This is a genomic window from Haemophilus sp. SZY H68 (genome assembly GCF_018829685.1).
GTDB classification, from domain to species: domain Bacteria; phylum Pseudomonadota; class Gammaproteobacteria; order Enterobacterales; family Pasteurellaceae; genus Haemophilus; species Haemophilus haemolyticus_K.
The window spans coordinates 17,847-40,478 of the sequence record NZ_JAHKKB010000004.1 but is presented as its reverse complement, the minus strand read 5'-3'; the positions used below and the strand labels follow the sequence as shown (position 1 = coordinate 40,478).

Below are 22,632 nucleotides of genomic sequence, written 5' to 3'. Positions count from 1 at the left end.
TTTTATGAAATGTGAAATATTAAAACGCACTGCAATAGCATTATTTGTTGGTGGTATTATTTCGGCTTCAGCTACCGCAGAAGATAAATCTGTTGAGGCCGCTGGAAGTGATTTTGGTAAAGTTATTAAAGCAGAGATTACAAAACAAACGGAAGCAGTAAAAACAGAATTAACCAATAGTATCGCTGAAAAAGCAGATAAGAGCGCTGTATCAGAAGCATTGAATAAATTGCAAACTGAAAAAGCAAGTCTCGAAGATGTAACCAAGTTATCTGAAAATGTTACAGAAGGGTTTAATAGTATTCAAGATAAAGTACACAACCTACAAGAAGCTTTGGTTGGAGATAACACAGAAAATAATCCAGGCTTAATTAAATCAGTAAGTTCAGCTGTTGAAGAGTTAAATGATAATATTGCTAAAAAAGCAGATCAGAGTGCTGTAGATGATATAAATACTGAATTAACTGCAAGAGCAGAAGCAATAGAGACATTGCAAAAAGAAAAAGCAAGTCTCGACGATGTAACCAAGTTATCTGAAAATGTTAAAGAAGGATTTGATAGTATTCAAGATAAAGTACACAACCTACAAGAAGCTTTGGCTGGAGATGGTACAGATGAAAAACCTGGTTTAATTAAATCAGTAAGTTCAGCTGTTGAAGAGTTAAATGATAATATTGCTAAAAAAGCAGATAAAGCCACTGTAGAGCAAAATACAAAAGAGATTGAAAAAATTAAAAATCTGAAAGGCTATGATTCTTTAACTGAGGTTGAAAATAAGGTTAAAGAGGGTGTAAGTGGAAAAGCAGATAAGCAAGCATTAGAAGACCTTAAAATAGAGGTTAAAGATAACGAAGAAGGAATCGGTGAATTATCAAAAACAGTCAGCGACATTGATGACAATGTTGTTAAGTTAACAGATGCTCATAATGAATTATTAAAAGAGCATAATAATTTAGTCGAAGATGTTAAAGGTTTTAATGACGCTTATAATAAATTTACCGATGCTACAAATACAGAGCTAGACAAAAAAGCAGATATTGATGATGTAGAAGATGCTTTATCTAGAAAGGCAAATGCATCAGATGTATATACTAAGACTGAAAGCGACAGCAAACTAGATGTTAAAGCAGATAAAACTGAGTTAGCAATTAAAGCAGACAAAACTGAGTTAGCAATTAAAGCAGACAAAACTGAGTTAGTAGCTAAAGCAGATAAAACTGAGTTGGCAAATAAAGCTGACAAGAATAGCGTTTACTCAAAATCTGAAACCGATAATAAATTTGCATTAAAAGCGGATAATTCAGTTGTTAGTGCTCAGGCAGCAGATATTAATAACTTACGTACCGATGTTAATGCTCATAAAGTAGACATTGATAAGTTACGTACAGATGTTAATGTTCATACAAAACGTCTTGATCATTTAGATAATAGAGTAAATAAACTTGATAAAGATCTTAAACGTGGTCTTGCTGCTCAAGCTGCTTTAACAGGTTTATTCCAACCATATACTGTGGGTAAAGCAAACTTTACAGCAGCTGTAGGTGGTTATAAATCTCAAACTGCAGTAGCGATTGGTACTGGTTATCGTTATAACCAAAACATTGCGACTAAAGCAGGGGTTGCATTTACACAAGGTGGCGGTGTAACTTATAACGCTGGTGTAAACTTTGAGTGGTAAATAAATATTACCTATAAGGGCAGACATTGTGTCTGTCCTTTTTTCTTTATTAAACAAAATATTGGCGTTAATAGACTGGTTAGAAATAAATTAAGACGGAATCTTATTATAAGTAAAAAAACACTAAAGATTTTCACCGCACTTTTAAGTAAAATAGCGCAATTTTCTAAAGAGATAATAAATATGAAAGCCAAATTAGCTAGTTTACTTGCGCAAGCAAATATAAAAATAAGTGATCAACAAATTCAGCAGCTGATTGATCTGGTCAATTTACTCAATAAATGGAATAAAGCTTATAATTTGACGTCAGTTCGTGATCCACAAGAAATGTTAGTCAAACATATCTTAGATAGCCTTGTTGTAAGTCCTTATTTACAAGGTGATCGTTTTATTGATGTCGGTACTGGCCCTGGCTTGCCTGGTTTACCTTTAGCAATTATTAATCCTTCCAAACAATTTGTCCTCCTTGATAGTTTAGGCAAACGTATTAGTTTTATTCGAAATGCAGTACGTGAGCTTGGGCTCACTAATGTAACTCCTGTTTTAAGTCGAGTAGAAGAATATCAACCTGAAGATAAATTTGATGGCGTATTAAGTCGCGCTTTTGCTTCATTAAAAGATATGACTGATTGGTGCCATCATTTACCCAAAGAAAACGGTCATTTTTATGCATTAAAAGGTATTTATCAGGAAGATGAAATTAATGAATTGAATAAAAAATACACTATTCAAGAAGTGATTGAACTACATGTTCCCGAACTTATAGGTGAGCGACATTTAATCGTTTTGCGTTAAAAAGTAACAAATAGATAAATTATTTTCTAAAAGTGTGATTTATATAACACTTTTTATGTGTTTTTAAGTTGAATCTAAATCCAGCAAAGGTATAATCGGCGAGCTAAAATTATTTTGTAAAAGTGATGTCGCGCATTTTATCTCACGCTAAAAAAAACTACAGAAAAGCTATTGTTATTGAGAGTCTTTTGCTTGTAGTTTTTTATTTGCTTATTTATGGATGGCAACGCCAAAGTGCGGTAGATTTTGGCTACGGTTTTTTAAGTGCCTTTTTGCCTTTTTGTACATTCATATTTATCATTTTTTACAGAAAACAAAATTTTTCAACAAAACTGACCGCACTTTATCGTGCTGAAGCAATAAAGTTTATTTTAACGATGGTTTTTATCATTATTGCCATCAAATGGTTATTAGTTATCAATTTTATTGCGTTTTTTGTTGGTTTTTTATTGGCGTTAGTGCTGAATAATGTTATTCCACTTATTCTCAATAAAATTTAGCTTTGGGTTATTCTTCTTCAGAACAAAGGATCGATTATGTCTGGACAAACTTCAATTGAATATATCCAACACCATTTAACTTATCTTACAACAGGTGAAGGTTTTTGGACGTTTAATCTTGATACGTTTTTCTTCTCTGTGTTGTGCGGTTTCCTTTTCTTAGCTATTTTTCGCAAGGTGGCTAAAAAAGCAACAACAGGTGTGCCGAGTAAACTACAATGTGCTGTTGAAATGGCTGTAGAATGGATTGATGGTGTGGTAAAAGAAAATTATCACGGTAAACGAGATGTGATAGCGCCGTTGGCTTTAACTATTTTCGTATGGGTGATGATTATGAATACTATTGATTTGGTACCTGTGGATTATATTCCCCAGTTGTTTGCTATTATTACAGGCGATCATCATATTCCTGTACGAGCCGTGCCGACTACGGATATGAATATGACATTTGCAATGTCGATTTCAGTATTTGTATTAATCCTTTTTTATACGATTAAATCTAAGGGTATTAAAGGTCTCGCAAAAGAATACACTTTACACCCTTTTAATCATTGGGCATTTATCCCTGTTAATCTTCTTCTTGAATCCGTGACGTTGATCTCAAAGCCTGTTTCATTAGCACTTCGTTTATTCGGAAATATGTATGCTGGTGAGCTGATCTTTATTTTGATTGCCGTGATGTATTCAGCCAATGCGTTTGTGGCTGCACTGGGTGTGCCATTGCAGTTGGTGTGGGCGATTTTCCATATTTTGGTTATCGCATTACAAGCCTTCGTCTTTATGATGCTTACTGTGGTTTACCTGAGTATTGCATATAATAAAGCGGAACATTAATTTTTATTTTTTATTTAACAACTCAACTCTCAACAACGGAGAAAATTTATGGAAACTGTAATTAGTGCAACAATCATTGCTTCTGCGATTATGCTTGCTTTTGCTGCGTTAGGTACTGCGATTGGCTTTGGTCTTCTTGGCGGTAAATACCTTGAGTCTGCCGCTCGTCAGCCTGAATTAGCTAATTCACTACTTACTAAGATGTTTATTGTTGCAGGTCTTCTTGATGCGATTGCGATGATCGCTGTAGGTATCGGTTTATATTTCGCATTCGCAAATCCATTTGCTGCATTATTAGGTTAATAAACAACAAATTTCCTAATTAACGAAGGAGGTATGTTGTGAATATTAATGCAACATTAATTGGTCAAACCATCGCCTTTATTATTTTTGTATGGTTCTGTGTGAAGTTTGTTTGGCCACCAATTATTAATGCGATTGAAACACGTCAAAGCCAAATTGCGAACGCTTTAGCGTCAGCTGAAGCAGCTAAAAAAGAGCAAGCAGATACGAAAAATCTTGTTGAACAAGAACTTTCAGCTGCAAAAGTACAAGCTCAAGAAATTTTAGATGCAGCGAATAAACGTCGCAATGAAGTATTAGACGAAGTGAAGGCAGAAGCCGAAGAACTAAAAGCAAAAATTATTGCTCAAGGTTATGCAGAAGTAGAAGCAGAACGTAAACGTGTTCAAGAAGAATTACGTCTTAAAGTGGCTTCATTGGCAGTGGCTGGTGCTGAGAAAATTGTGGGTCGTTCTATTGATGAAGCGGCAAACAATGACATTATTGATAAATTAGTTGCAGAGTTATAAGAGGCTTAGCTTATGTCAGAATTAACTACAATAGCTCGCCCTTATGCAAAAGCTGCATTCGACTTTGCCATTGAACAAAGTGCGGTCGAAAAATGGACTGAAATGTTAGGTTTTGCTGCAGCCGTAGCTGAAGATGAAACGGTAAAAGCTTACTTAAGTAGTTCTCTTTCTGCACAGAAATTAGCTGATACAGTAATTTCTATTTGTGGCGAACAATTGGATCAATATGGGCAAAATCTTATTCGGTTAATGGCTGAAAATAAGCGTTTGAGTGCTATTCCTGCGGTGTTTGAAGAATTTAAACATCACGTAGAGGAGCACCAAGCTATTGCAGAAGTTGAAGTAACGTCTGCGCAACCATTGAATGCAACACAAATCGAAAAAATTGCAGCTGCAATGGAAAAAAGATTAGCTCGCAAAGTGAAATTAAATTGCAACGTGGATAACGCACTTATTGCTGGTGTGATTATTCGTACTGAAGACTTTGTGATTGACGGAAGTAGCCGTGGGCAACTTACTCGTCTCGCAAACGAGTTGCAATTATAAGAGGAATACAAGATGCAACTAAATTCAACTGAAATTAGTGAATTGATTAAAAAACGCATCGCTCAATTCGACGTGGTCAGTGAAGCGCGTAATACAGGGACAATTGTTTCTGTAAGCGATGGTATTATTCGCATCCACGGTTTAAGCGATGTGATGCAAGGTGAAATGATCGCCTTACCAGGTAATCGTTATGCGATGGCACTTAACCTTGAACGCGATTCTGTTGGTGCAGTAGTTATGGGACCTTACGCAGATTTAGCGGAAGGTATGGAAGTTCAATGTACAGGTCGTATTCTTGAAGTACCAGTTGGTCGTGGTTTATTAGGTCGTGTAGTTAATACGCTTGGTCAACCAATCGATGGTAAAGGCGAAATTGAAAATGATGGTTTCTCACCAGTAGAAGTGATTGCACCAGGTGTTATCGATCGTCGTTCTGTTGATCAACCTGTTCAAACTGGTTATAAAGCTGTTGACTCAATGGTGCCAATCGGCCGTGGTCAACGTGAATTAATCATTGGTGACCGTCAAACAGGTAAAACTGCGTTAGCAATTGACGCTATTATTAACCAACGTAATTCAGGTATTAAATGTATCTATGTTGCGATTGGTCAAAAAGCCTCTACTATCGCAAACGTCGTGCGTAAATTAGAAGAACATGGTGCGCTTGCAAATACTATCGTGGTGGCCGCATCCGCATCTGAATCAGCAGCGTTACAATATTTAGCACCTTATGCTGGTTGTGCGATGGGTGAATATTTCCGTGATCGCGGCGAAGATGCATTAATTGTTTATGATGATTTATCAAAACAAGCGGTAGCTTATCGTCAAATTTCATTGTTATTACGTCGTCCACCAGGTCGTGAAGCCTATCCAGGTGATGTGTTCTATTTACATTCTCGTTTACTAGAACGTGCTTCTCGTGTAAACGAAGATTACGTAGAAAAATTCACTAAAGGTGAAGTGAAAGGAAAAACAGGTTCTTTAACCGCACTTCCGATTATTGAAACCCAAGCTGGTGACGTATCTGCGTTTGTTCCAACCAACGTAATTTCTATTACCGATGGTCAGATCTTCTTAGAATCTAACTTGTTTAACTCAGGTATTCGTCCTGCGGTAAACCCAGGTATTTCAGTATCTCGTGTTGGTGGTTCAGCGCAAACTAAAGTTATTAAGAAATTAGCGGGTGGTATTCGTACCGCGCTAGCTCAATATCGTGAATTAGCAGCGTTTGCACAGTTTGCATCAGATCTTGATGATGCGACTCGTAAGCAACTTTCTCACGGTGAAAAAGTAACTGAATTATTAAAACAAAAACAATTTGCTCCATTATCTGTTGCAGAACAAGCGGTTGTATTGTTTGCTGTTGAATTTGGTTATTTGGATGACGTGGAATTATCAAAAATTGCAAGTTTTGAGACCGCACTTTTAGATTATTCTAACCGTAATCACGCTGAGTTTATGCAAGAGCTTACTAAAACCGGTAACTATAATGACGAAATCAAAGATACATTAAAAGGTATTTTAGATAGTTTTAAAGCGAATAGTGCTTGGTAGTAACGGAGAGATAAGATGGCAGGTGCAAAAGAGATAAAAACCAAAATTGCCAGTGTACAAAGTACACAAAAAATTACTAAGGCAATGGAAATGGTGGCAACCTCGAAAATGCGTAAAACGCAGGATCGTATGGCTGCATCTCGTCCGTATTCTGAAACTATCCGTAACGTTATTAGTCATGTGTCTAAAGCAAGTGTCGGTTATAAACATCCGTTCTTAGTTGAGCGTGAAGTGAAGAAAATCGGTATCTTGGTTATTTCAACAGATCGTGGTATGTGTGGTGGGTTAAATGTTAATTTATTCAAAACCACACTTAACCAAATCAAAAATTGGAAAGAACAAAATATCTCTACAGATTTGGGCTTAATAGGTTCAAAAGGGATTAGTTTTTTCCGTTCCTTTGGATTTAATATCAAAGGTCAAATTTCTGGTTTAGGCGATACGCCCGCTCTAGAAGAATTAATTGGTGTCGCAAATACAATGTTTGATGCTTATCGTAATGGTGAAATTGATGCAGTTTATATTGCATACAATAAATTTGTTAATACGATGTCGCAAAAACCTGTTGTACAACAATTAGTTCCTTTACCAGAATCTAAAGACGATCATTTAAATGAAAGACAACAGACTTGGGATTATCTTTATGAACCAGAACCAAAAGTACTATTAGATAGCCTTTTAGTTCGTTATTTAGAATCCCAAATTTATCAAGCGGTTGTAGATAATTTAGCTTCAGAACAAGCGGCTCGAATGGTAGCAATGAAAGCAGCAACTGATAATGCAGGTAATTTAATTAATGATCTGCGGTTGGTGTATAACAAAGCTCGTCAAGCAAGTATCACAAATGAATTGAATGAAATCGTAGCCGGTGCGGCAGCGATTTAAGAAAAGAGGAACGGTAATGTCAGCAGGAAAAATTGTACAAATCATCGGTGCGGTGATTGACGTTGAATTTCCACAAGATGCAGTGCCAAAAGTTTACGATGCATTAAAAGTTGAATCAGGTTTAACACTTGAGGTGCAACAACAATTAGGTGGCGGTGTGGTACGTTGTATCGCATTAGGTGCTTCTGACGGTTTAAAACGTGGTTTAAAAGTAGAAAACACGAATGATCCGATTCAAGTACCGGTAGGCACAAAAACCCTTGGTCGTATTATGAATGTATTGGGTGAACCAATTGATGAACAAGGTCCAATCGGTGAAGAAGAGCGTTGGGCTATCCACCGTTCTGCACCAAGCTATGAAGAACAATCAAACAGTACGGAATTATTAGAAACTGGTATCAAAGTTATCGACTTAATTTGTCCATTTGCTAAAGGTGGTAAAGTTGGTTTATTCGGTGGTGCGGGTGTAGGTAAAACCGTTAACATGATGGAATTAATCCGTAACATCGCGATCGAGCACTCAGGTTACTCTGTATTTGCGGGTGTAGGTGAACGTACTCGTGAAGGTAATGACTTCTATCATGAAATGAAAGATTCTAACGTATTAGATAAAGTATCTTTGGTTTATGGTCAGATGAATGAGCCACCAGGTAACCGTTTACGTGTTGCGTTAACCGGTTTAACCATGGCAGAAAAATTCCGTGATGAAGGTCGTGATGTATTATTCTTCGTGGATAATATCTATCGTTATACCCTTGCTGGTACTGAAGTATCTGCGTTATTAGGTCGTATGCCATCAGCGGTAGGTTACCAACCAACCTTAGCGGAAGAAATGGGTGTATTACAAGAACGTATTACTTCAACCAAAACAGGTTCTATTACCTCTGTACAAGCGGTATATGTACCTGCGGATGACTTAACTGACCCATCTCCGGCAACAACCTTTGCGCACTTAGACTCAACCGTTGTATTAAGTCGTCAAATTGCATCTTTAGGTATCTACCCAGCGGTTGATCCATTAGATTCAACTTCACGCCAATTAGATCCACTTGTTGTTGGTCAAGAGCATTATGATATTGCTCGTGGTGTACAAGGTATTTTACAACGTTATAAAGAATTGAAAGATATTATCGCAATTCTTGGTATGGACGAATTATCTGAAGAAGATAAATTAGTGGTAGCACGTGCACGTAAAATTGAACGTTTCTTATCACAACCGTTCTTCGTTGCTGAAGTATTTAATGGTACTCCAGGTAAATATGTTCCATTAAAAGAAACCATTCGCGGCTTTAAAGGTATTTTAAGCGGTGATTACGACCATATCCCAGAACAAGCGTTCTATATGGTAGGTTCAATCGACGAAGCGCTAGATAAAGCCAAAAATATGTAATCACTTCAAGTCATTTGAAGGAGAACAAAAATGGCGACATTTAATTTAACAATAGTAAGCGCAGAGCGAAAAATCTTTGAAGGTGAAGTAAAACAAATCCAAGCAACAGGTGTTGAGGGGGAATTAGGAATTCTCCCTGGACACACACCATTGCTAACGGCAATTAAGCCTGGGATTGTTAAATTTACCCTTCAAGATGGAAATGAAGAAGTTATCTATGTTTCTGGTGGTTTTTTAGAAGTTCAACCAAATATTGTTACGGTGCTAGCAGATGTTGCTATCCGTGGTAGTGAATTAGATGCAGATCGTATTCGCGAAGCAAAACGTAAAGCTGAAGAGAACATTGTATCTCATGCATCAGATGTAGATCATGATTTACTGGTAGCAAAACTTTCTAAAGAGTTAGCAAAACTTCGAGCTTATGAGTTGACTGAAAAACTCTTGAAAACAAGACGGTAATAAAAAAGTGCGGTGAATTTTCACCGCACTTTTTATATCTAATAATATATCCTTTAAACATACCTTTCTATATCAACTGTTGACTACTCTATTCACTTATTATAGCCACTCTATACTATATTATTTTCCCAAATAGCTTTGACCAACTTTTCTATATTAGATTAAAATATACGCCTTTTTAAATTTTATCCTTAAGGAAGAAAAATGGAAGAATCTTCGGAATTAGAAAAGCTCCCTAAAATGATAACAGGAGTCCTAAAAATAGTGTTAAGTTCTGCATTAATTGCATTAGCAATTGTACTAATTATTGCTTTGGGTAAAATAACTTATACCTTAGCAATGATGGTTTTAAATACATCAAGCTTTGTACCCTATGATGTTGCTGAACAAGCTGTAATGTTTTTCTTATATTTCGGGTTTATAGGATTAATAGTTCAATATTTTAAAAGTGGCTATCATTTTCCATTGCGCTATTTTATATACGCAGGGATTACAGCAATGTTACGACTCATTATTGTAAATCATGAAAGCTCAATTGATACCTTATTATTTGCTGGTTCAATTCTTGTTATGGTTATTGCGCTTTGCCTTGTTTTATATTCTAACAGACTTAAAAATCTATAAAGATATAAAAATCCCAAAGCATAATAAAACGCACTTCATTGAAGTGCGTTTTATCTATTATAATTAGTATTTATTCTAATTTGCTTTTGAAAGCTAATCTCCATTTTTTAGCATATTTTCCTCATTTTTTTCAAGAGGAATATTGTCTATAGCCATTACGGATTTTAAACTATCTTGTCGTACTTGTTCTGCTAGGACTTTATCACCAGACTGTTCAAAAACGTAAGAAGCCATCATCAAATCATTTGATTCTAATTGATTAGGACAAGCAATCACCTTTTTAAAAACTTCAGCAGCTTGGGAAAATTCGTTATTACGAACATATAAATAGCCCAACGCTCGATTAATACAACATTTTTCTACATCACCTGCTCGCTTAGCTCGTTTTGCTACAAGTTTAATTAACTTACTGTTATCTTCCGGCTGTAAACGTGTAATTTGAGTGCAAAGCGCTTTACCAATTGGTGTGTTGTCACCAATTTTTTTCAAGATTTCAAGGGTAAATTCTGCTGCAGACTCATGATCATTACAATCAATTAAACGTTGAATTAAGCCTACTTTTAAATCAACATTATTACGGCGACGACGAGGTAGCTCATCCCACCATGTAAGTAATCCATCAACGCCTTCCTCATTCATCTTTTCATCAAGTAGGCCATTTTCTGTTTGCGTACGAAGTTCTTGAAACTCTTCTGTGCTAAATAAACCACCATTTTCTACACTGTCTAAAATTTCATCAAGCGCTTGATAAGCTTTAGAGCGCAAATAAATATCCACAGCAAGTTTTAATACTTCTTTATTACGGTTAGACATTTCAAGCAGGCTATCTACTGAACTACGCGCTGCTGGTAATTTATTTTGTTGTAATAAAATCCGAGTCCGAGCAATTTCAACCAATAAATTATCAGAACCCGCTAACTCTGTTGCCTCAATTAAATAACGATTTGCACTAAATTCATCACCACGTTGTTGTGCAGCTTCAGCAGCTTTGATTAGATTTAATACTGGCTCAGCAGAGTGTTTGGCATTTTTACCAATCAATTTTTCTGCTTTTGCATAATCACCCTCATTCATTTTAACTAAACCTTCAAGGGTTTGTTTTTGTGCTCTAACACGTTTACGGCGTGAAAACCAGTTGTAAGATCCTCTACTTAAACGTAAAAATCGGGTAATAATCCACTCCAATCCATAAATGATTGCTAACGCGATAACAAAAAAGATGACTAGCGTTGTAATAGACATTTCAATAATATTGTTAGCCGTTTCAATACGGACATAACCTTGCTGACCAGAAAGATAAGGTCCACCCACAAGTCCTGCAAGCAGCGCTATCATTAGAAAAAGCACTCTAAACATAGGCTCTCCTTATTGTTGATGCTCGGCTTTTGCCGGTTTATCTTCAGATTTTTGCATTGTATCCTCTACTTTCGGCATACTTTCAACCGCTTTATCTGTCTCAATTTCTACTTTTTGTACATCTAATGGTAAGCGATTAAGATATTTATCAAGCAATGTTAAACTTGCCAATTGTTCTGGAACATCCACATAAATAGACAATTCAGACAATTCATCCACAGATTTTAAGAAGTTCTGCGTAGTTTCAGAATTTGTATCAAAATAGCTACGAACCCAAGAAGACACAGCATCTAAAGATTGTTTATAAAGCTCATCCTGTTGACGAGGTACAGCCATAATAGCAAGTTGTAAACGTAAACGAATATTTTCACGAAGATAAATATCTTGATTCGGTGCTAATAATTCTTTCTTATTTGCACTTTGTTTTGGCGAAATACGAATAAAATGATTTAAGAAAGAAGTAGCACTTTTTTCAACATTTTGTTGCCAATCCTCGATACTGTCGGATAATTTATTATTATTTTCAGGGGTGTCATCAAAATTTACATTAAGCACTTGCAACTCATCAACTGTGTTGGCAAGCTGTGAAAGTTTTTGCATTACTGAATTTTGATCCACACTAGAAAGAGAAAGTAATTTCTTCAAATCTTGGTTAATCGCATTACGAACAGAATTAGCTTGAGTATTATTAATTTTAACTAGCGTTTCATCAGCTAATTTCAATAAAGAAATAGCTGTATCAACGTCATTATCTAAAATAAGTTTACGTAGTGCGTTATTCAATAAAAAATCGACTTCAGAGAATAACCAATCATTTGGTTGTTGTGCACTTGCAAGTTGACCCACTTGTTTTATTTGTGCCTGTAAAGTAGTAATTTCTTCCGTTTTACTTTTATTAAATTCTTCTAATTGAATTACCTTTTCCTGCATGGCTTTTAAACCACTTTCCAATTGGCTTACTTGCTCATTTTTCTCATTTGAAGTAACACGAGAGGCTGACTCTCCGACTTGGTTTTCAAGAACAATTAACTTTTTCTGAAAGTCTGTAACTTGTTGCTGGCCAATATAATAACCAGCACCACCAACACCAAGCGCAATTAAAATGGCTAACAAACTTAATGCTGTACCATTTTTTTTAACTATCGTTTGTTGAAGAACAGGCTGTTCAGCAGATTGTTCCGCTTCCGTTTTTTCTACTACTATTTCAGGGGTATCGCTGACTTGTTCAGTGATATCATTTGATTGATTCTTTGCCATATCAATTCCTTAATGAGTCTTAAGTAAGGTATTTAATAAACTTGTGTTATCTGCTTTAGGAGAAATGACGACATTAGCCCAACCAGCTTCTTTCGTAAAATTAGCAATACGTTGGCTTACAGTAATCAGTGTGCATTGTTTTAACCATGCCTGATCATTTTCAGGCACAAATGTTAATAGAGATTGAACGATGTCTAAGCTTGTCGCCACAATAGTATTTACACCTAAACGCTTACAAATATTTATTTTTTCTTCTGCATCATAAAGAAGAGGCTCCCGACGATAGCATTCAACATAGCTTACCAATGCTCCACGTAATTCCGCTTGTTTGCGGAAAAAATCTCGACCATTATTAGCTCGTAATATTAAAATTTGTTTTCCTTGCAAAAATTGCATTTCGGGTAACTCTAACAAACCTTCACTGCTTTCAGAACGAATAGGGTAACGCACATTGCGCTCGCTTTGACAAGAAAAATACTGTGCGGTTCGTTCTCCAACTGTAAAGAAATGTAAATCTTTTCTCCAAATATTATTTGTTTTTTTTAATATTTTATCTGCAAAATCCACCGCACTTTTAGAAACCAAGAACACATAATCACCAGCATTGAGTTGATTTAATCTAGTGGGTAAATTAACAAGCTCATAGCCTTCTTCTAGAGTAAATAAAGGCAAATGAAGTGCTGCCACACCTGATTGACTTAACACCTCAACCAATTGTCTACCACGTTCGTCAGGGCGAGTCACTAAGACAGCCATTACTTCCCCCTATTATGCATAAATTCTTGCTAAAATTTTATCAGCACCTTGCGTTAATAACTGTTTAGCCAAAGTACGGCCTAATTCTTCTGCATTTTCTACCGCACTTTTGCCTTCTGCTCGAAGAATCAACGAACCATCCACATCACCCACTAATGCACGTAAATAAATTTCATCTCCTTGTAACACAGCATACCCCCCAATTGGTACCTGACATCCACCTTGTAATGCAGTATTCATCGCACGTTCAGCCAAAACACATGCTGTTGTTTCTTCATCAGCTAGCGGTGCTAATAAATCTTTCACGACTATATCATCCGTTCGGCATTCTATTCCTACGGCACCTTGTCCTGCAGCCGGCAATGACTGTTCTACTTCAATAAAAGAAGCAATTCTAGATGCTAAACCTAAACGAATTAAACCTGCAGAAGCCAAAATAATGGCATCGTATTCACCAGCATCAAGTTTACTCAAACGCGTACCCACATTTCCACGTAAAGAACGAATATCTAAATCTGGTCGAAGCTGTTTTAACTGGCATTGACGACGTAAGCTAGATGTTCCTACAATCGAGCCCTGTGGTAATTCAGATAAAGAACAGTAAGAATTTGAAACAAAAGCATCTCGAGGATCTTCGCGTTTACAAATCACACTTAAGCCCAAACCTTCAGGAAAAGTCATTGGTACATCTTTCATTGAATGTACAGCAATATCTGCTCGCTTCTCCAATAATGCATGCTCTAGTTCTTTCACAAATAAACCTTTTCCCCCAATTTTTGCTAAAGGTGAATCTAAAATCACATCACCTTTTGTCACCATAGGCACAAGTTCAACTGTTAAATGGGAATGAAATTGCTCTAAGCGCTCTTTCACAAAATTTGCTTGCCATAAAGCTAAAGGACTTTGACGCGTTGCGATTTTTACAATTCGAGATTGGGTCATAATTGATTCAATTTACATAATAAAATTACCAATTATCCTATCACTGTTAGGAAAAAAAGTCATTTTGATTGTACTGTGATAATGATTAGCAAAATAAAAGTTCAACTTAATTTTTTGATCTCAATCACAAAATAAAAATAATTATCAAAAACATATACAAAATAAAAAATTCATTATTTATAATAATTATCATTTATATAACTTAAGGAAATCATAAATGAAACAACATAAATTAACCCCTTATGCTCTGTTGCTGATTACTGCAGGCATGTCTGTTACGAGTTATGCTTTGGCTGAGGAGCAATTGTCTGAAATTAAGATTACGGATGAAATATCGTCTGAACATAAAACACAGTCAAATGTTATCCGCACGAATGCAAAAACTATCCAACAAGAAATGATTCGAGATACTCGAGATTTAGTGAGATATACGACTGATGTAGGGATCAGTGACAACGGGCGGTTCCTAAAGGGTTTTTCTATTCGTGGAGTAGAAGGTAATCGAGTTGGTATTAGTGTAGATGGTGTGAATTTGCCTGATAGTGAGGAAAACTCACTTTATTCGCGTTATGGCAATTTTAATCCTTCTCGTTTGAGTATTGATTCAGAGTTAGTTAGAGATATTGATATTGTTCGGGGCTCAGATGCTCTTAATTCTGGTAGTGGTGCTTTAGGTGGCAGTGTTAATTACCATACTTTAGATGCACAAGATATTGTTAAATCCAATAATAAATTTGGTGCCTTATTACGTGGTGGATATGCCAGCAAAAATAGTGAGTGGGTCAGAACTCTAGGTCTTGGGTATGTTGGCGATAAGGTGGATGCTGTTTTGATGTACTCACAACGTACAGGTCATGAAATTAAGAGTAGGGGGGAGGGACCTGAATTTAATTACACAAGAAGTCAACATCCAGATCCTGCTACCCACCGTTTTCATAGTTATTTAGCTAAGGTGGGCTATCAAATTACTCCACATCATAAGGTTGGTGTTGGTCTTAATGGGCAAAAAGGTAGCCGATATGTCGATGAACGTAGCTACACTTCATACGGAAGTGCTTGGCGTGAAGCGGATGATCAAAATAAACGTATTAATGTCAATGCATATTATCTCTATACGCCGGAATCTAATTACTTAGCATTCAGTAAATTAGATTTTGATTATCAAAAAACAGATTTGGCAGCGGTTAACTATAAAGGTCAACGCGATTGGCTAACAAATGAAAAACAATTGAGTGAAGTTTATGATCGTCGGATGAAAACTGTGTTTAAACGAATTTCTGCTGAATTAGAAAGCATGCCATTTAATTTGGGGGGCGAGCATGTCTTCTCTTTTAGAACCTACGCAAGTGAACGAGAATTTAAAAACATTAACCATGATACCAATGAATTTGGATTAGACGACTGGTATACCATTCAAAGACCTGTAAAAACGAGAATATACGGTGCTTCACTAAAAGATCAAATTACATGGAATCCTCGTTTTGAAAGTGGTTGGAGACCAACATTCTCTGCAAATGTTGGTACTCGCTATGATTATGCTAAACTTTCTCCTAAAGCTTTAAATGCGGCCTGTAGTAAGGCTTGTTTAGCAGAAGGGGAACCGGCACAAAGTAGTTTTTCAAATTGGAGCGGTTTTCTAGGTTTAGATGCTCAAACAACAGATACTTGGAAATTTGGCTATCAATTGAGTACAGGTTATCGTATTCCTACTGCCACTGAATTATATTTCAGTTTTACTAATGCTTATGGAACATGGAAATCTAATCCCGGATTGAAGTCTGAGCGCAGTATCAACCATACAGTTTTTGCTAAAGCACAGAATGAAAAAGGTATATTTGATGTTAGTTTATATCAAACTCGGTATCGTGATTTCTTATTTGAGCAAGAAAGTATTATTGAACAGACTCAATATGGACGAACTTATCAAACTCCAGTGCAACAAATGGTAAATGTTGATAATGCAAGGGTACATGGTGTAGAAGTAAAAGGTAGTTTGAATTTAGATACTATTTTTCCTATTCCTCAAGGCTTTAAATTACATGCTGCATTAGGTTATAGTAAAGGGAAGTTATCGAACTCTACCAGTCTACTTTCTATTCAGCCAATAAAAGCTGTTTTGGGGTTAGATTATGAAGATCCAAATGGTAAATGGGGCATTTTTAGCCGATTAACCTATTTAGGGAGCAAAAAAGCAAAAGATGCCAAAACACTTGAAATTAAAGATCGTTGTGTAGCGTGGGAATATGATGATTGGACTGGTGAAGATCAGTGTTCAAAAAAAGAGTTGTACCAATCTGTTGAAAACTATAAATACCTTAATAAATCTACCTATTTAGTCGATTTATTCGGTTTTTATAAAATCAAAGAAGCTATTATATTAAGAGCTGGGGTATATAACCTATTTGATAAAAAATACCATACTTGGGATGCGTTGCGCGGTATTAATGCACACAGCACAACAAATAATATTGATAGAAACGGGGTCGGTCTTGAACGTTTCTATGCACCAGGTCGCAACTTCTCTGCCTCTGTAGAAATTCGATTCTAATTAATTTGTAGGGTGTGTGAATAGTTTTCCATTCACGCACATAAATAATTTGAGTGCATGGATTGTACTAACTTCCATTCCCTACATATAAAGTACGCATAATTCTATGCGTACTTCTTTTTATTTTAGGAGCAATCATTATGATGATAGATAAACGCCTAATTAACACGGTGGCCGATAGTAAAAAATGGATTGGCGTCACAGTGTTGTGGAATTGGGTGGCATTAGTTGGCGGGATTATTAGTGCCGTCGTGTTTTCTTATATTTTACAGGCCGCTTATTTTAAAGAGTTGACGATGTCAAGTGCGGTGGGTTTAGGTGTGATTTTAATTGCGGCATTGGCACTGCGTGCTTTTGCGGGTAAAAAATCAGTGCAGGCATCTTATTTTGCCAGCACAAAAGTGAAGCATGAATTGCGTAGCCTTATCTACCGTAAATTGGCTTCTATGCCGCTTAACCAAGTGAACCAACAATCCACCTCAAGCATTATCCAAGTGGCATCAGAAGGTGTAGAACAGCTTGAAATCTACTTTGGGCGTTATTTGCCGCAGCTTTTTTATAGCTTGCTTGCACCGCTTACCCTCTTTGTTTTCTTGATTTTTTTCAGCTTTAAAACAGCCATTATTTTATTAATTTGCGTGCCGCTTATCCCTATGTCGATCATTGCGGTAAATAAAATTGCGAAAAAACTCTTAGCAAAATATTGGTCCATCTATGTGGGATTAGGCAGCAGCTTTTTAGATAACCTACAGGGTTTAATTACGCTAAAAATCTATCAAGATGATGCTTATAAAGCGAAAGCGATGGATGAAGAAGCAGAGCATTTCCGCAAAATCACCATGAAAGTACTTACCATGCAGCTTAACTCGGTTTCTCTTATGGATTTACTCGCTTATGGTGGCGCAGCAATTGGGATTTTAACCGCATTATTGCAATTCCAAGATGCACAACTCAGCGTCTTAGGCGTGATTTTATTTATTCTACTTTCCTCCGAGTTCTTTATTCCGCTTCGTTTGCTTGGTTCATTCTTCCATGTGGCGATGAATGGTAAAGCGGCTTCAGATAAAATTTTCACATTGCTTGATACGCCAGTGGAAACCCAACAAAGTGCGATGGATTTTGAAGCCAAAAATAACGTTCAAGTGGAAATTAAAGATCTACATTTTGCGTATTCTGCTGAAAAACCGGCAATTCAGGGGTTAACGTTAACGATTCAACCAAACCAACTTTCTGTGTTTGTGGGTAAAAGTGGTTGCGGTAAATCAACCTTAGTTTCGTTATTGATGGGCTTTAATAAAGCGCAACAAGGTGAAATTTTGTTTAATGGACAAAACGCCTCAGAAATAGACCTCACTTCTTTCTATCAAAAAGTATCGTTGGTGAGCCATAGTAGCTACGTGTTTAAAGGCACACTGCGTGAAAATATGACGATGGCGAAAATTGATGCCACAGATGAACAAATTTATGCGTGTTTAGAACAAGTGAATCTTGCCCAATTTGTACGCGAAAATGGCGGATTAGATATGCAGCTATTAAGCCGTGGTACGAATTTATCGGGCGGTCAGATTCAACGTTTAGCCTTAGCGCGTGCTTTATTACACAATGCCGAGCTTTATATTTTTGATGAAGCGACCAGTAATATTGATGTAGAAAGCGAAGAAATTATTTTGCAGTTCATTCAACAATTTAAACAACAAAAAACCATTGTGATGATTTCTCACCGCTTGGCAAATGCGGTAAATGCGGACTGTATTAACGTACTTGACCAAGGCAAATTGATCGAGCAAGGCACTCACGAAACCTTAATGGAAAAACAAGGTGCGTATGCTGAAATGTTCCAACAACAAAAAGATTTAGAACAAATTAGAGAGGTGGCAAATGCGTAAAAATGGTTTTGTTGTAATGGGGCATTTGTTGAAATTAGTGACACCACTTGCGCACATTATGGCGTTTACTATCACCATGGGAACGCTCGGTTTCCTGGCTGCCATCTTTATTATGGTGCTGGGTGCGATGGGGTTAGTGAATCTTTTAAACTTTGATACCCATTTAAGTTTCTCTGGAATTTTGACCGCACTTATTGTATTGGCGGTGGCTCGTGGCGCATTGCGTTATTTAGAGCAAATGTCAGGGCACTACATCGCTTTTAAATTATTGGCATTATTGCGTGATAAAGTGTTTTCTTCTTTGCGCCGCTTAGCTTTTGTGAAGTTACAAGATAAACAAGCAGGGCAATTAGTGTCTTTAGTGACTAATGATATTGAATTGCTTGAAGTATTTTATGCGCACACCATCGCACCAATTATGATCGCGTTCTTTACCTCTGCGATTTTATTGTTGGTTTTTGCGCATCTTTCTGGTTGGTTTGTGCTTGTGGCATTGGCTGCGTATTTAACAGTAGGCGTGATTTTACCGATTATCACTACCAAATTGGCGCGTGAAGATGGCAGACGCTATCGTGAATTAGTAGGCGAAATGAATGATTTCTTCCTAGACAGTGTGCGTGGTATGAAAGAAATTCAGCTTTTTGGTTATGCAAAACAACGCTTAGCAGAAATTCAACAACGTAGCCAAAAAATAGATACGGCTTTTGAGCGCATCAAAGATCAAGAAGCAAAAGTCCGTGTTTATACTGAAGTGGCAGTATCTGTTTTCAACATCATTATGCTGTTTACTGGCTTAATTTTATTTAGCTTAGATAAAATTGATTTCTCAGCCTTTTTAATTGGTGTGATTTTATTAATGTCGAGCTATGGGCCAGTTATAGCCTTAAGTAACCTTTCAAGCAACTTATTACAAACCTTGGCTTCAGGTGAGCGTGTATTGAGTTTGTTAGCGGAAGAGCCAGAATTAAAAGACGTGCAAAGTGCGGTGGATTTGAAGGATGTTTCTCGCATTGATGTTGAGAACGTAAGTTTTGCTTATGGTGAAGAACAAATTTTATCGGATGTCAGCTTGTCAGTGAAAAAAGGCGAAATTTTAGGGATTCACGGCAGAAGTGGCAGCGGTAAAAGTACCTTGTTGAAATTACTGATGCGTTTTTATGATCCTAAATCAGGTAGCATCAAAATTAATGGTGAAACTTTACCGAATATCAACACTCGTAGTTTGCGAGACAATATGGCATACATTACCCAGCAAACCTATATTTTCAACGAAACCATTGAAGAAAATATTCGCCTTGCTCGCCGTGATGCAACGTTAGAAGATATTATGGAAGCGGCGAAGAAAGCCTCAATTCATGATTTCATTTTAAGCTTGCCACAAGGCTATCAAACAAAAATGACGGAATTGGGCGGTAACCTCTCTGATGGTGAAAAACAACGTATCGGTATTGCCCGAGCATTCTTGCATAATGCGCCGATTATCTTGCTTGATGAGCCAACCAGCAATTTGGATAGCTTAAACGAAGCAATGATTTTGAAATCATTACTCGATGTTAAAGCTGAAAAATTGATTATTCTCGTTAGCCACCGCCAATCCACGATGGCAATTTGTGATCAGGTGATTGGTATAGAAAACGGCAGAATGTCCTAAATTAATATAAGAAAAAATCGCACTGTTAAAGGTGCGATTTAATTATATTTTAAAACTAATCTTATAAAAAAGAGCGGTGAAAATTCACCGCACTTTTACTTTCAAACACAGAAAATCTTATTCCCCACGCTTCAGCATGCCTTGTTTTTTCAAATTCACCAAAATAATTGAAATTGCAGCAGGGGTAATACCTGAAATTCGGCTGGCTTGGCCAATGGAAACAGGACGATGCTGTTCCAACTTCGCACGCACTTCATTAGATAAACCAGATACTTTGCTGTAATCAAAGTTAGCTGGGATAGCTGTATTTTCGTGGCGTTTTTGTTTTTCAATTTCTTCTTGTTGATGCTCAATATAGCCTTGATATTTAATCGCTATTTCCACTTGTTCTACGGCTTCTCTGTCTTCCATTGCTGGTTTGTATGGCGTTAAAGAAGTCAAAATATCATAGGTCATTTCTGGACGGCGCAATAAATCTTCACCGCTGGCTTCACGCATAAGTGGGCTGCCAAGTACTTTATTCGCTTCTTCTAAATATTCAGAACGCGGATGCAGCCAAATGCTGCGTAAGCGTTGGCATTCCTGTTCAATATTTTCCATTTTTTGATTAAAGCGCGCCCAACGAGCCTCATCAATTAAACCTAATTCATGGGCAATTGGTGTTAAACGAATGTCTGCATTGTCTTCACGTAATAACAAACGATATTCTGCACGAGAAGTGAATACGCGATACGGTTCTTTGGTACCAAGTGTACAAAGGTCATCAACCAATACGCCAGTATAAGATTGATCACGGCGTGGATACCATGCATCTTTTTCTTGTACATAAAGACCAGCATTAATCCCCGCCAATAAGCCTTGAGCTGCAGCTTCTTCATAACCTGTTGTACCGTTAATTTGACCTGCAAAGAATAAACCTGAAATAGCTTTTGTTTCTAACGTTGGTTTTAAGTCACGCGGATCAAAATAATCATATTCAATGGCATAACCTGGTTTAATGATGCGCGCTTTTTCCAAACCTTTCATAGAATTCACAATGCCCATTTGCACGTCAAACGGCAAACTGGTCGAGATCCCGTTTGGATACACTTCATTACTGGTTAAGCCTTCTGGTTCCAAATAAATTTGATGTGAATTACGATCCGCAAAACGCATAACTTTATCTTCAATGGATGGACAATAACGTGGCCCTATCCCTTCAATCACACCGGTATACATTGGACTGCGATCCAAATTATTACGGATCACTTCATGAGTTTGTTCATTGGTATGGGTGATATAACAAGGAATTTGTTGAGGGTGATCAGAAACAGATCCCATAAAAGAAAATACCGGTAATACGGCATCACCATGTTGTTTAGCTAAAATATCAAAATTGATCGTACGCGCATCAATACGCGGCGGCGTACCTGTTTTAAGGCGATCTACACGTAATCCGAGATCTCTTAATCGATGTGAAAGATTTACAGAAGCAGGATCTCCTGCACGACCACCTTCATAATTTTCCAAACCAATATGAATTTTACCGGCCAAGAAAGTACCTGCAGTTAATACCACTGATTTAGCACGAAAAGTTAATCCCATTTTTGTGCTAACGCCTGTAACTCGATCTTGATCAATCAGAATATCTGTCGCTTCTTGTTGGAAAATATCTAAATTGGGTTGATTTTCTAATGTAGTACGAACAGCTTGACGATATAGAACTCTGTCAGCTTGAGCTCGAGTAGCACGCACTGCTGGGCCTTTACTGCTATTTAAAGTACGAAATTGAATCCCTGCTTTATCTGCAGCATGAGCCATTAAACCGCCCATTGCATCGACTTCTTTTACTAAATGACCTTTACCGATCCCACCAATTGCAGGGTTACAAGACATTTGCCCTAAAGTATCTACATTATGTGTTAATAAAAGGGTTTTTAATCCCATTCGAGCTGGTGCAAGCGCAGCTTCTGTACCCGCATGGCCACCACCGATCACAATCACATCATAAGTTTCAGTGTAAAACATATCTATCTCTATTTATTCGGATCAAAAAATTAGCGTTATTTTACAGAAATTTAAAACACCTGACAAAAAAAGAATGGATCTATTGATCCTTTGAAAGATCACGTTTGTATTAGTAAATAAGATCTCTTTTTATATATAAAGATCTTATTATT

Annotated in this window: 20 protein-coding genes; 15 read left to right on the top strand and 5 right to left on the bottom strand. The window is 36.9% G+C overall.

The features are described from left to right. The first annotated feature begins 4 nt into the window (after positions 1 to 4). From KP712_RS09135 to psiE, 12 genes are all read left to right on the top strand, one after another. The gene (locus KP712_RS09135; protein WP_252346389.1) at positions 5 to 1,678 is read left to right on the top strand and encodes a YadA-like family protein; all 1,674 of its coding nucleotides are present in this window, start codon (positions 5 to 7) and stop codon (positions 1,676 to 1,678) included. A gap of 183 nt (positions 1,679 to 1,861) precedes the next feature. Continuing rightward, positions 1,862 to 2,473, top strand: coding sequence for a 16S rRNA (guanine(527)-N(7))-methyltransferase RsmG (rsmG, locus tag KP712_RS07535; protein ID WP_111407833.1), 612 nt, complete (start codon positions 1,862 to 1,864; stop codon positions 2,471 to 2,473). A gap of 125 nt (positions 2,474 to 2,598) precedes the next feature. Further along, the gene (locus KP712_RS07530) at positions 2,599 to 2,973 is read left to right on the top strand and encodes an ATP synthase subunit I (protein WP_048953129.1); all 375 of its coding nucleotides are present in this window, start codon (positions 2,599 to 2,601) and stop codon (positions 2,971 to 2,973) included. A gap of 36 nt (positions 2,974 to 3,009) precedes the next feature. Beyond that, entirely contained in the window at positions 3,010 to 3,807 is a 798-nt protein-coding gene (gene atpB / locus KP712_RS07525) for a F0F1 ATP synthase subunit A (RefSeq protein WP_046943039.1), read from the top strand. A gap of 48 nt (positions 3,808 to 3,855) precedes the next feature. Next, positions 3,856 to 4,110: a F0F1 ATP synthase subunit C gene (gene atpE, locus KP712_RS07520; protein WP_005632219.1), complete on the top strand. Its 255-nt coding sequence runs from the start codon at positions 3,856 to 3,858 to the stop codon at positions 4,108 to 4,110. Positions 4,111 to 4,148: 38 nt separating this feature from the next. Further along, positions 4,149 to 4,619 (top strand): F0F1 ATP synthase subunit B, encoded by a 471-nt coding sequence (gene atpF, locus KP712_RS07515; RefSeq protein WP_046949257.1) that lies wholly within the window; start codon positions 4,149 to 4,151, stop codon positions 4,617 to 4,619. Between the two features lie 12 nt (positions 4,620 to 4,631). Next, positions 4,632 to 5,165, top strand: a complete 534-nt coding sequence (gene atpH, locus KP712_RS07510; protein WP_005649413.1) for a F0F1 ATP synthase subunit delta — start codon at positions 4,632 to 4,634, stop codon at positions 5,163 to 5,165. A gap of 12 nt (positions 5,166 to 5,177) precedes the next feature. Further along, positions 5,178 to 6,719: a F0F1 ATP synthase subunit alpha gene (gene atpA / locus KP712_RS07505; protein WP_005629241.1), complete on the top strand. Its 1,542-nt coding sequence runs from the start codon at positions 5,178 to 5,180 to the stop codon at positions 6,717 to 6,719. A 15-nt stretch (positions 6,720 to 6,734) separates the two neighbouring features. After that, complete coding sequence (gene atpG / locus KP712_RS07500) at positions 6,735 to 7,604, top strand: F0F1 ATP synthase subunit gamma (RefSeq protein WP_140520017.1); 870 nt, start codon at positions 6,735 to 6,737, stop codon at positions 7,602 to 7,604. A gap of 16 nt (positions 7,605 to 7,620) precedes the next feature. Next, the gene (gene atpD, locus KP712_RS07495) at positions 7,621 to 8,994 is read left to right on the top strand and encodes a F0F1 ATP synthase subunit beta (protein WP_215770792.1); all 1,374 of its coding nucleotides are present in this window, start codon (positions 7,621 to 7,623) and stop codon (positions 8,992 to 8,994) included. Between the two features lie 30 nt (positions 8,995 to 9,024). Then, positions 9,025 to 9,453 carry a F0F1 ATP synthase subunit epsilon gene (locus tag KP712_RS07490; protein WP_005629232.1) on the top strand — a complete coding sequence of 143 codons (429 nt, stop codon included), beginning with the start codon at positions 9,025 to 9,027 and terminating at the stop codon, positions 9,451 to 9,453. A gap of 204 nt (positions 9,454 to 9,657) precedes the next feature. Beyond that, entirely contained in the window at positions 9,658 to 10,077 is a 420-nt protein-coding gene (gene psiE / locus KP712_RS07485) for a phosphate-starvation-inducible protein PsiE (protein ID WP_215770791.1), read from the top strand. Positions 10,078 to 10,170: 93 nt separating this feature from the next. Here the strand turns inward: psiE and KP712_RS07480 are convergent, their stop codons facing one another. Genes KP712_RS07480 through hemC form a run of 4 tightly spaced genes read right to left on the bottom strand, consistent with a single transcriptional unit; the run spans position 10,171 to position 14,388 of the window. Beyond that, positions 10,171 to 11,433 carry a heme biosynthesis protein HemY gene (locus tag KP712_RS07480; protein WP_215770790.1) on the bottom strand — a complete coding sequence of 421 codons (1,263 nt, stop codon included), beginning with the start codon at positions 11,431 to 11,433 and terminating at the stop codon, positions 10,171 to 10,173. A 9-nt stretch (positions 11,434 to 11,442) separates the two neighbouring features. Next, the gene (locus KP712_RS07475; protein WP_140524278.1) at positions 11,443 to 12,690 is read right to left on the bottom strand and encodes a uroporphyrinogen-III C-methyltransferase; all 1,248 of its coding nucleotides are present in this window, start codon (positions 12,688 to 12,690) and stop codon (positions 11,443 to 11,445) included. Positions 12,691 to 12,699: 9 nt separating this feature from the next. Further along, positions 12,700 to 13,446, bottom strand: coding sequence for a uroporphyrinogen-III synthase (locus KP712_RS07470; protein ID WP_215770789.1), 747 nt, complete (start codon positions 13,444 to 13,446; stop codon positions 12,700 to 12,702). A 12-nt stretch (positions 13,447 to 13,458) separates the two neighbouring features. Then, positions 13,459 to 14,388, bottom strand: a complete 930-nt coding sequence (gene hemC, locus KP712_RS07465; protein WP_215770788.1) for a hydroxymethylbilane synthase — start codon at positions 14,386 to 14,388, stop codon at positions 13,459 to 13,461. A 268-nt stretch (positions 14,389 to 14,656) separates the two neighbouring features. Between hemC and KP712_RS07460 the strand changes: the two genes are divergently transcribed. The 3 genes from KP712_RS07460 (at position 14,657) to cydC (ending at position 20,473) form a co-directional block, all read left to right on the top strand. After that, positions 14,657 to 16,936, top strand: a complete 2,280-nt coding sequence (locus KP712_RS07460) for a TonB-dependent hemoglobin/transferrin/lactoferrin family receptor (protein WP_279386095.1) — start codon at positions 14,657 to 14,659, stop codon at positions 16,934 to 16,936. A gap of 140 nt (positions 16,937 to 17,076) precedes the next feature. Then, positions 17,077 to 18,822, top strand: a complete 1,746-nt coding sequence (locus tag KP712_RS07455) for an ABC transporter ATP-binding protein/permease (RefSeq protein WP_139989324.1) — start codon at positions 17,077 to 17,079, stop codon at positions 18,820 to 18,822. Further along, positions 18,815 to 20,473: a thiol reductant ABC exporter subunit CydC gene (gene cydC / locus KP712_RS07450; RefSeq protein ID WP_215770787.1), complete on the top strand. Its 1,659-nt coding sequence runs from the start codon at positions 18,815 to 18,817 to the stop codon at positions 20,471 to 20,473. The genes KP712_RS07455 and cydC overlap by 8 nt, the downstream gene beginning before the upstream one ends. A 117-nt stretch (positions 20,474 to 20,590) precedes the next feature. Here the strand turns inward: cydC and mnmG are convergent, their stop codons facing one another. Further along, positions 20,591 to 22,480, bottom strand: coding sequence for a tRNA uridine-5-carboxymethylaminomethyl(34) synthesis enzyme MnmG (gene mnmG, locus KP712_RS07445; RefSeq protein WP_215770786.1), 1,890 nt, complete (start codon positions 22,478 to 22,480; stop codon positions 20,591 to 20,593). Positions 22,481 to 22,632 lie beyond the last annotated feature (152 nt).

What these genes read in the sequence shown, in the direction of transcription:
- KP712_RS09135 (WP_252346389.1), top strand. Translation starts at nt 5, where the DNA reads ATGAAATGTGAAATATTAAAACGCACTGCAATAGCATTATTTGTTGGT.
- rsmG (WP_111407833.1), top strand. Translation starts at nt 1,862, where the DNA reads ATGAAAGCCAAATTAGCTAGTTTACTTGCGCAAGCAAATATAAAAATA.
- KP712_RS07530 (WP_048953129.1), top strand. Translation starts at nt 2,599, where the DNA reads ATGTCGCGCATTTTATCTCACGCTAAAAAAAACTACAGAAAAGCTATT.
- atpB (WP_046943039.1), top strand. Translation starts at nt 3,010, where the DNA reads ATGTCTGGACAAACTTCAATTGAATATATCCAACACCATTTAACTTAT.
- atpE (WP_005632219.1), top strand. Translation starts at nt 3,856, where the DNA reads ATGGAAACTGTAATTAGTGCAACAATCATTGCTTCTGCGATTATGCTT.
- atpH (WP_005649413.1), top strand. Translation starts at nt 4,632, where the DNA reads ATGTCAGAATTAACTACAATAGCTCGCCCTTATGCAAAAGCTGCATTC.
- atpA (WP_005629241.1), top strand. Translation starts at nt 5,178, where the DNA reads ATGCAACTAAATTCAACTGAAATTAGTGAATTGATTAAAAAACGCATC.
- atpG (WP_140520017.1), top strand. Translation starts at nt 6,735, where the DNA reads ATGGCAGGTGCAAAAGAGATAAAAACCAAAATTGCCAGTGTACAAAGT.
- atpD (WP_215770792.1), top strand. Translation starts at nt 7,621, where the DNA reads ATGTCAGCAGGAAAAATTGTACAAATCATCGGTGCGGTGATTGACGTT.
- KP712_RS07490 (WP_005629232.1), top strand. Translation starts at nt 9,025, where the DNA reads ATGGCGACATTTAATTTAACAATAGTAAGCGCAGAGCGAAAAATCTTT.
- psiE (WP_215770791.1), top strand. Translation starts at nt 9,658, where the DNA reads ATGGAAGAATCTTCGGAATTAGAAAAGCTCCCTAAAATGATAACAGGA.
- KP712_RS07480 (WP_215770790.1), bottom strand. Translation starts at nt 11,433, where the DNA reads ATGTTTAGAGTGCTTTTTCTAATGATAGCGCTGCTTGCAGGACTTGTG.
- KP712_RS07475 (WP_140524278.1), bottom strand. Translation starts at nt 12,690, where the DNA reads ATGGCAAAGAATCAATCAAATGATATCACTGAACAAGTCAGCGATACC.
- KP712_RS07470 (WP_215770789.1), bottom strand. Translation starts at nt 13,446, where the DNA reads ATGGCTGTCTTAGTGACTCGCCCTGACGAACGTGGTAGACAATTGGTT.
- hemC (WP_215770788.1), bottom strand. Translation starts at nt 14,388, where the DNA reads ATGACCCAATCTCGAATTGTAAAAATCGCAACGCGTCAAAGTCCTTTA.
- KP712_RS07460 (WP_279386095.1), top strand. Translation starts at nt 14,657, where the DNA reads ATGTCTGTTACGAGTTATGCTTTGGCTGAGGAGCAATTGTCTGAAATT.
- KP712_RS07455 (WP_139989324.1), top strand. Translation starts at nt 17,077, where the DNA reads ATGATGATAGATAAACGCCTAATTAACACGGTGGCCGATAGTAAAAAA.
- cydC (WP_215770787.1), top strand. Translation starts at nt 18,815, where the DNA reads ATGCGTAAAAATGGTTTTGTTGTAATGGGGCATTTGTTGAAATTAGTG.
- mnmG (WP_215770786.1), bottom strand. Translation starts at nt 22,480, where the DNA reads ATGTTTTACACTGAAACTTATGATGTGATTGTGATCGGTGGTGGCCAT.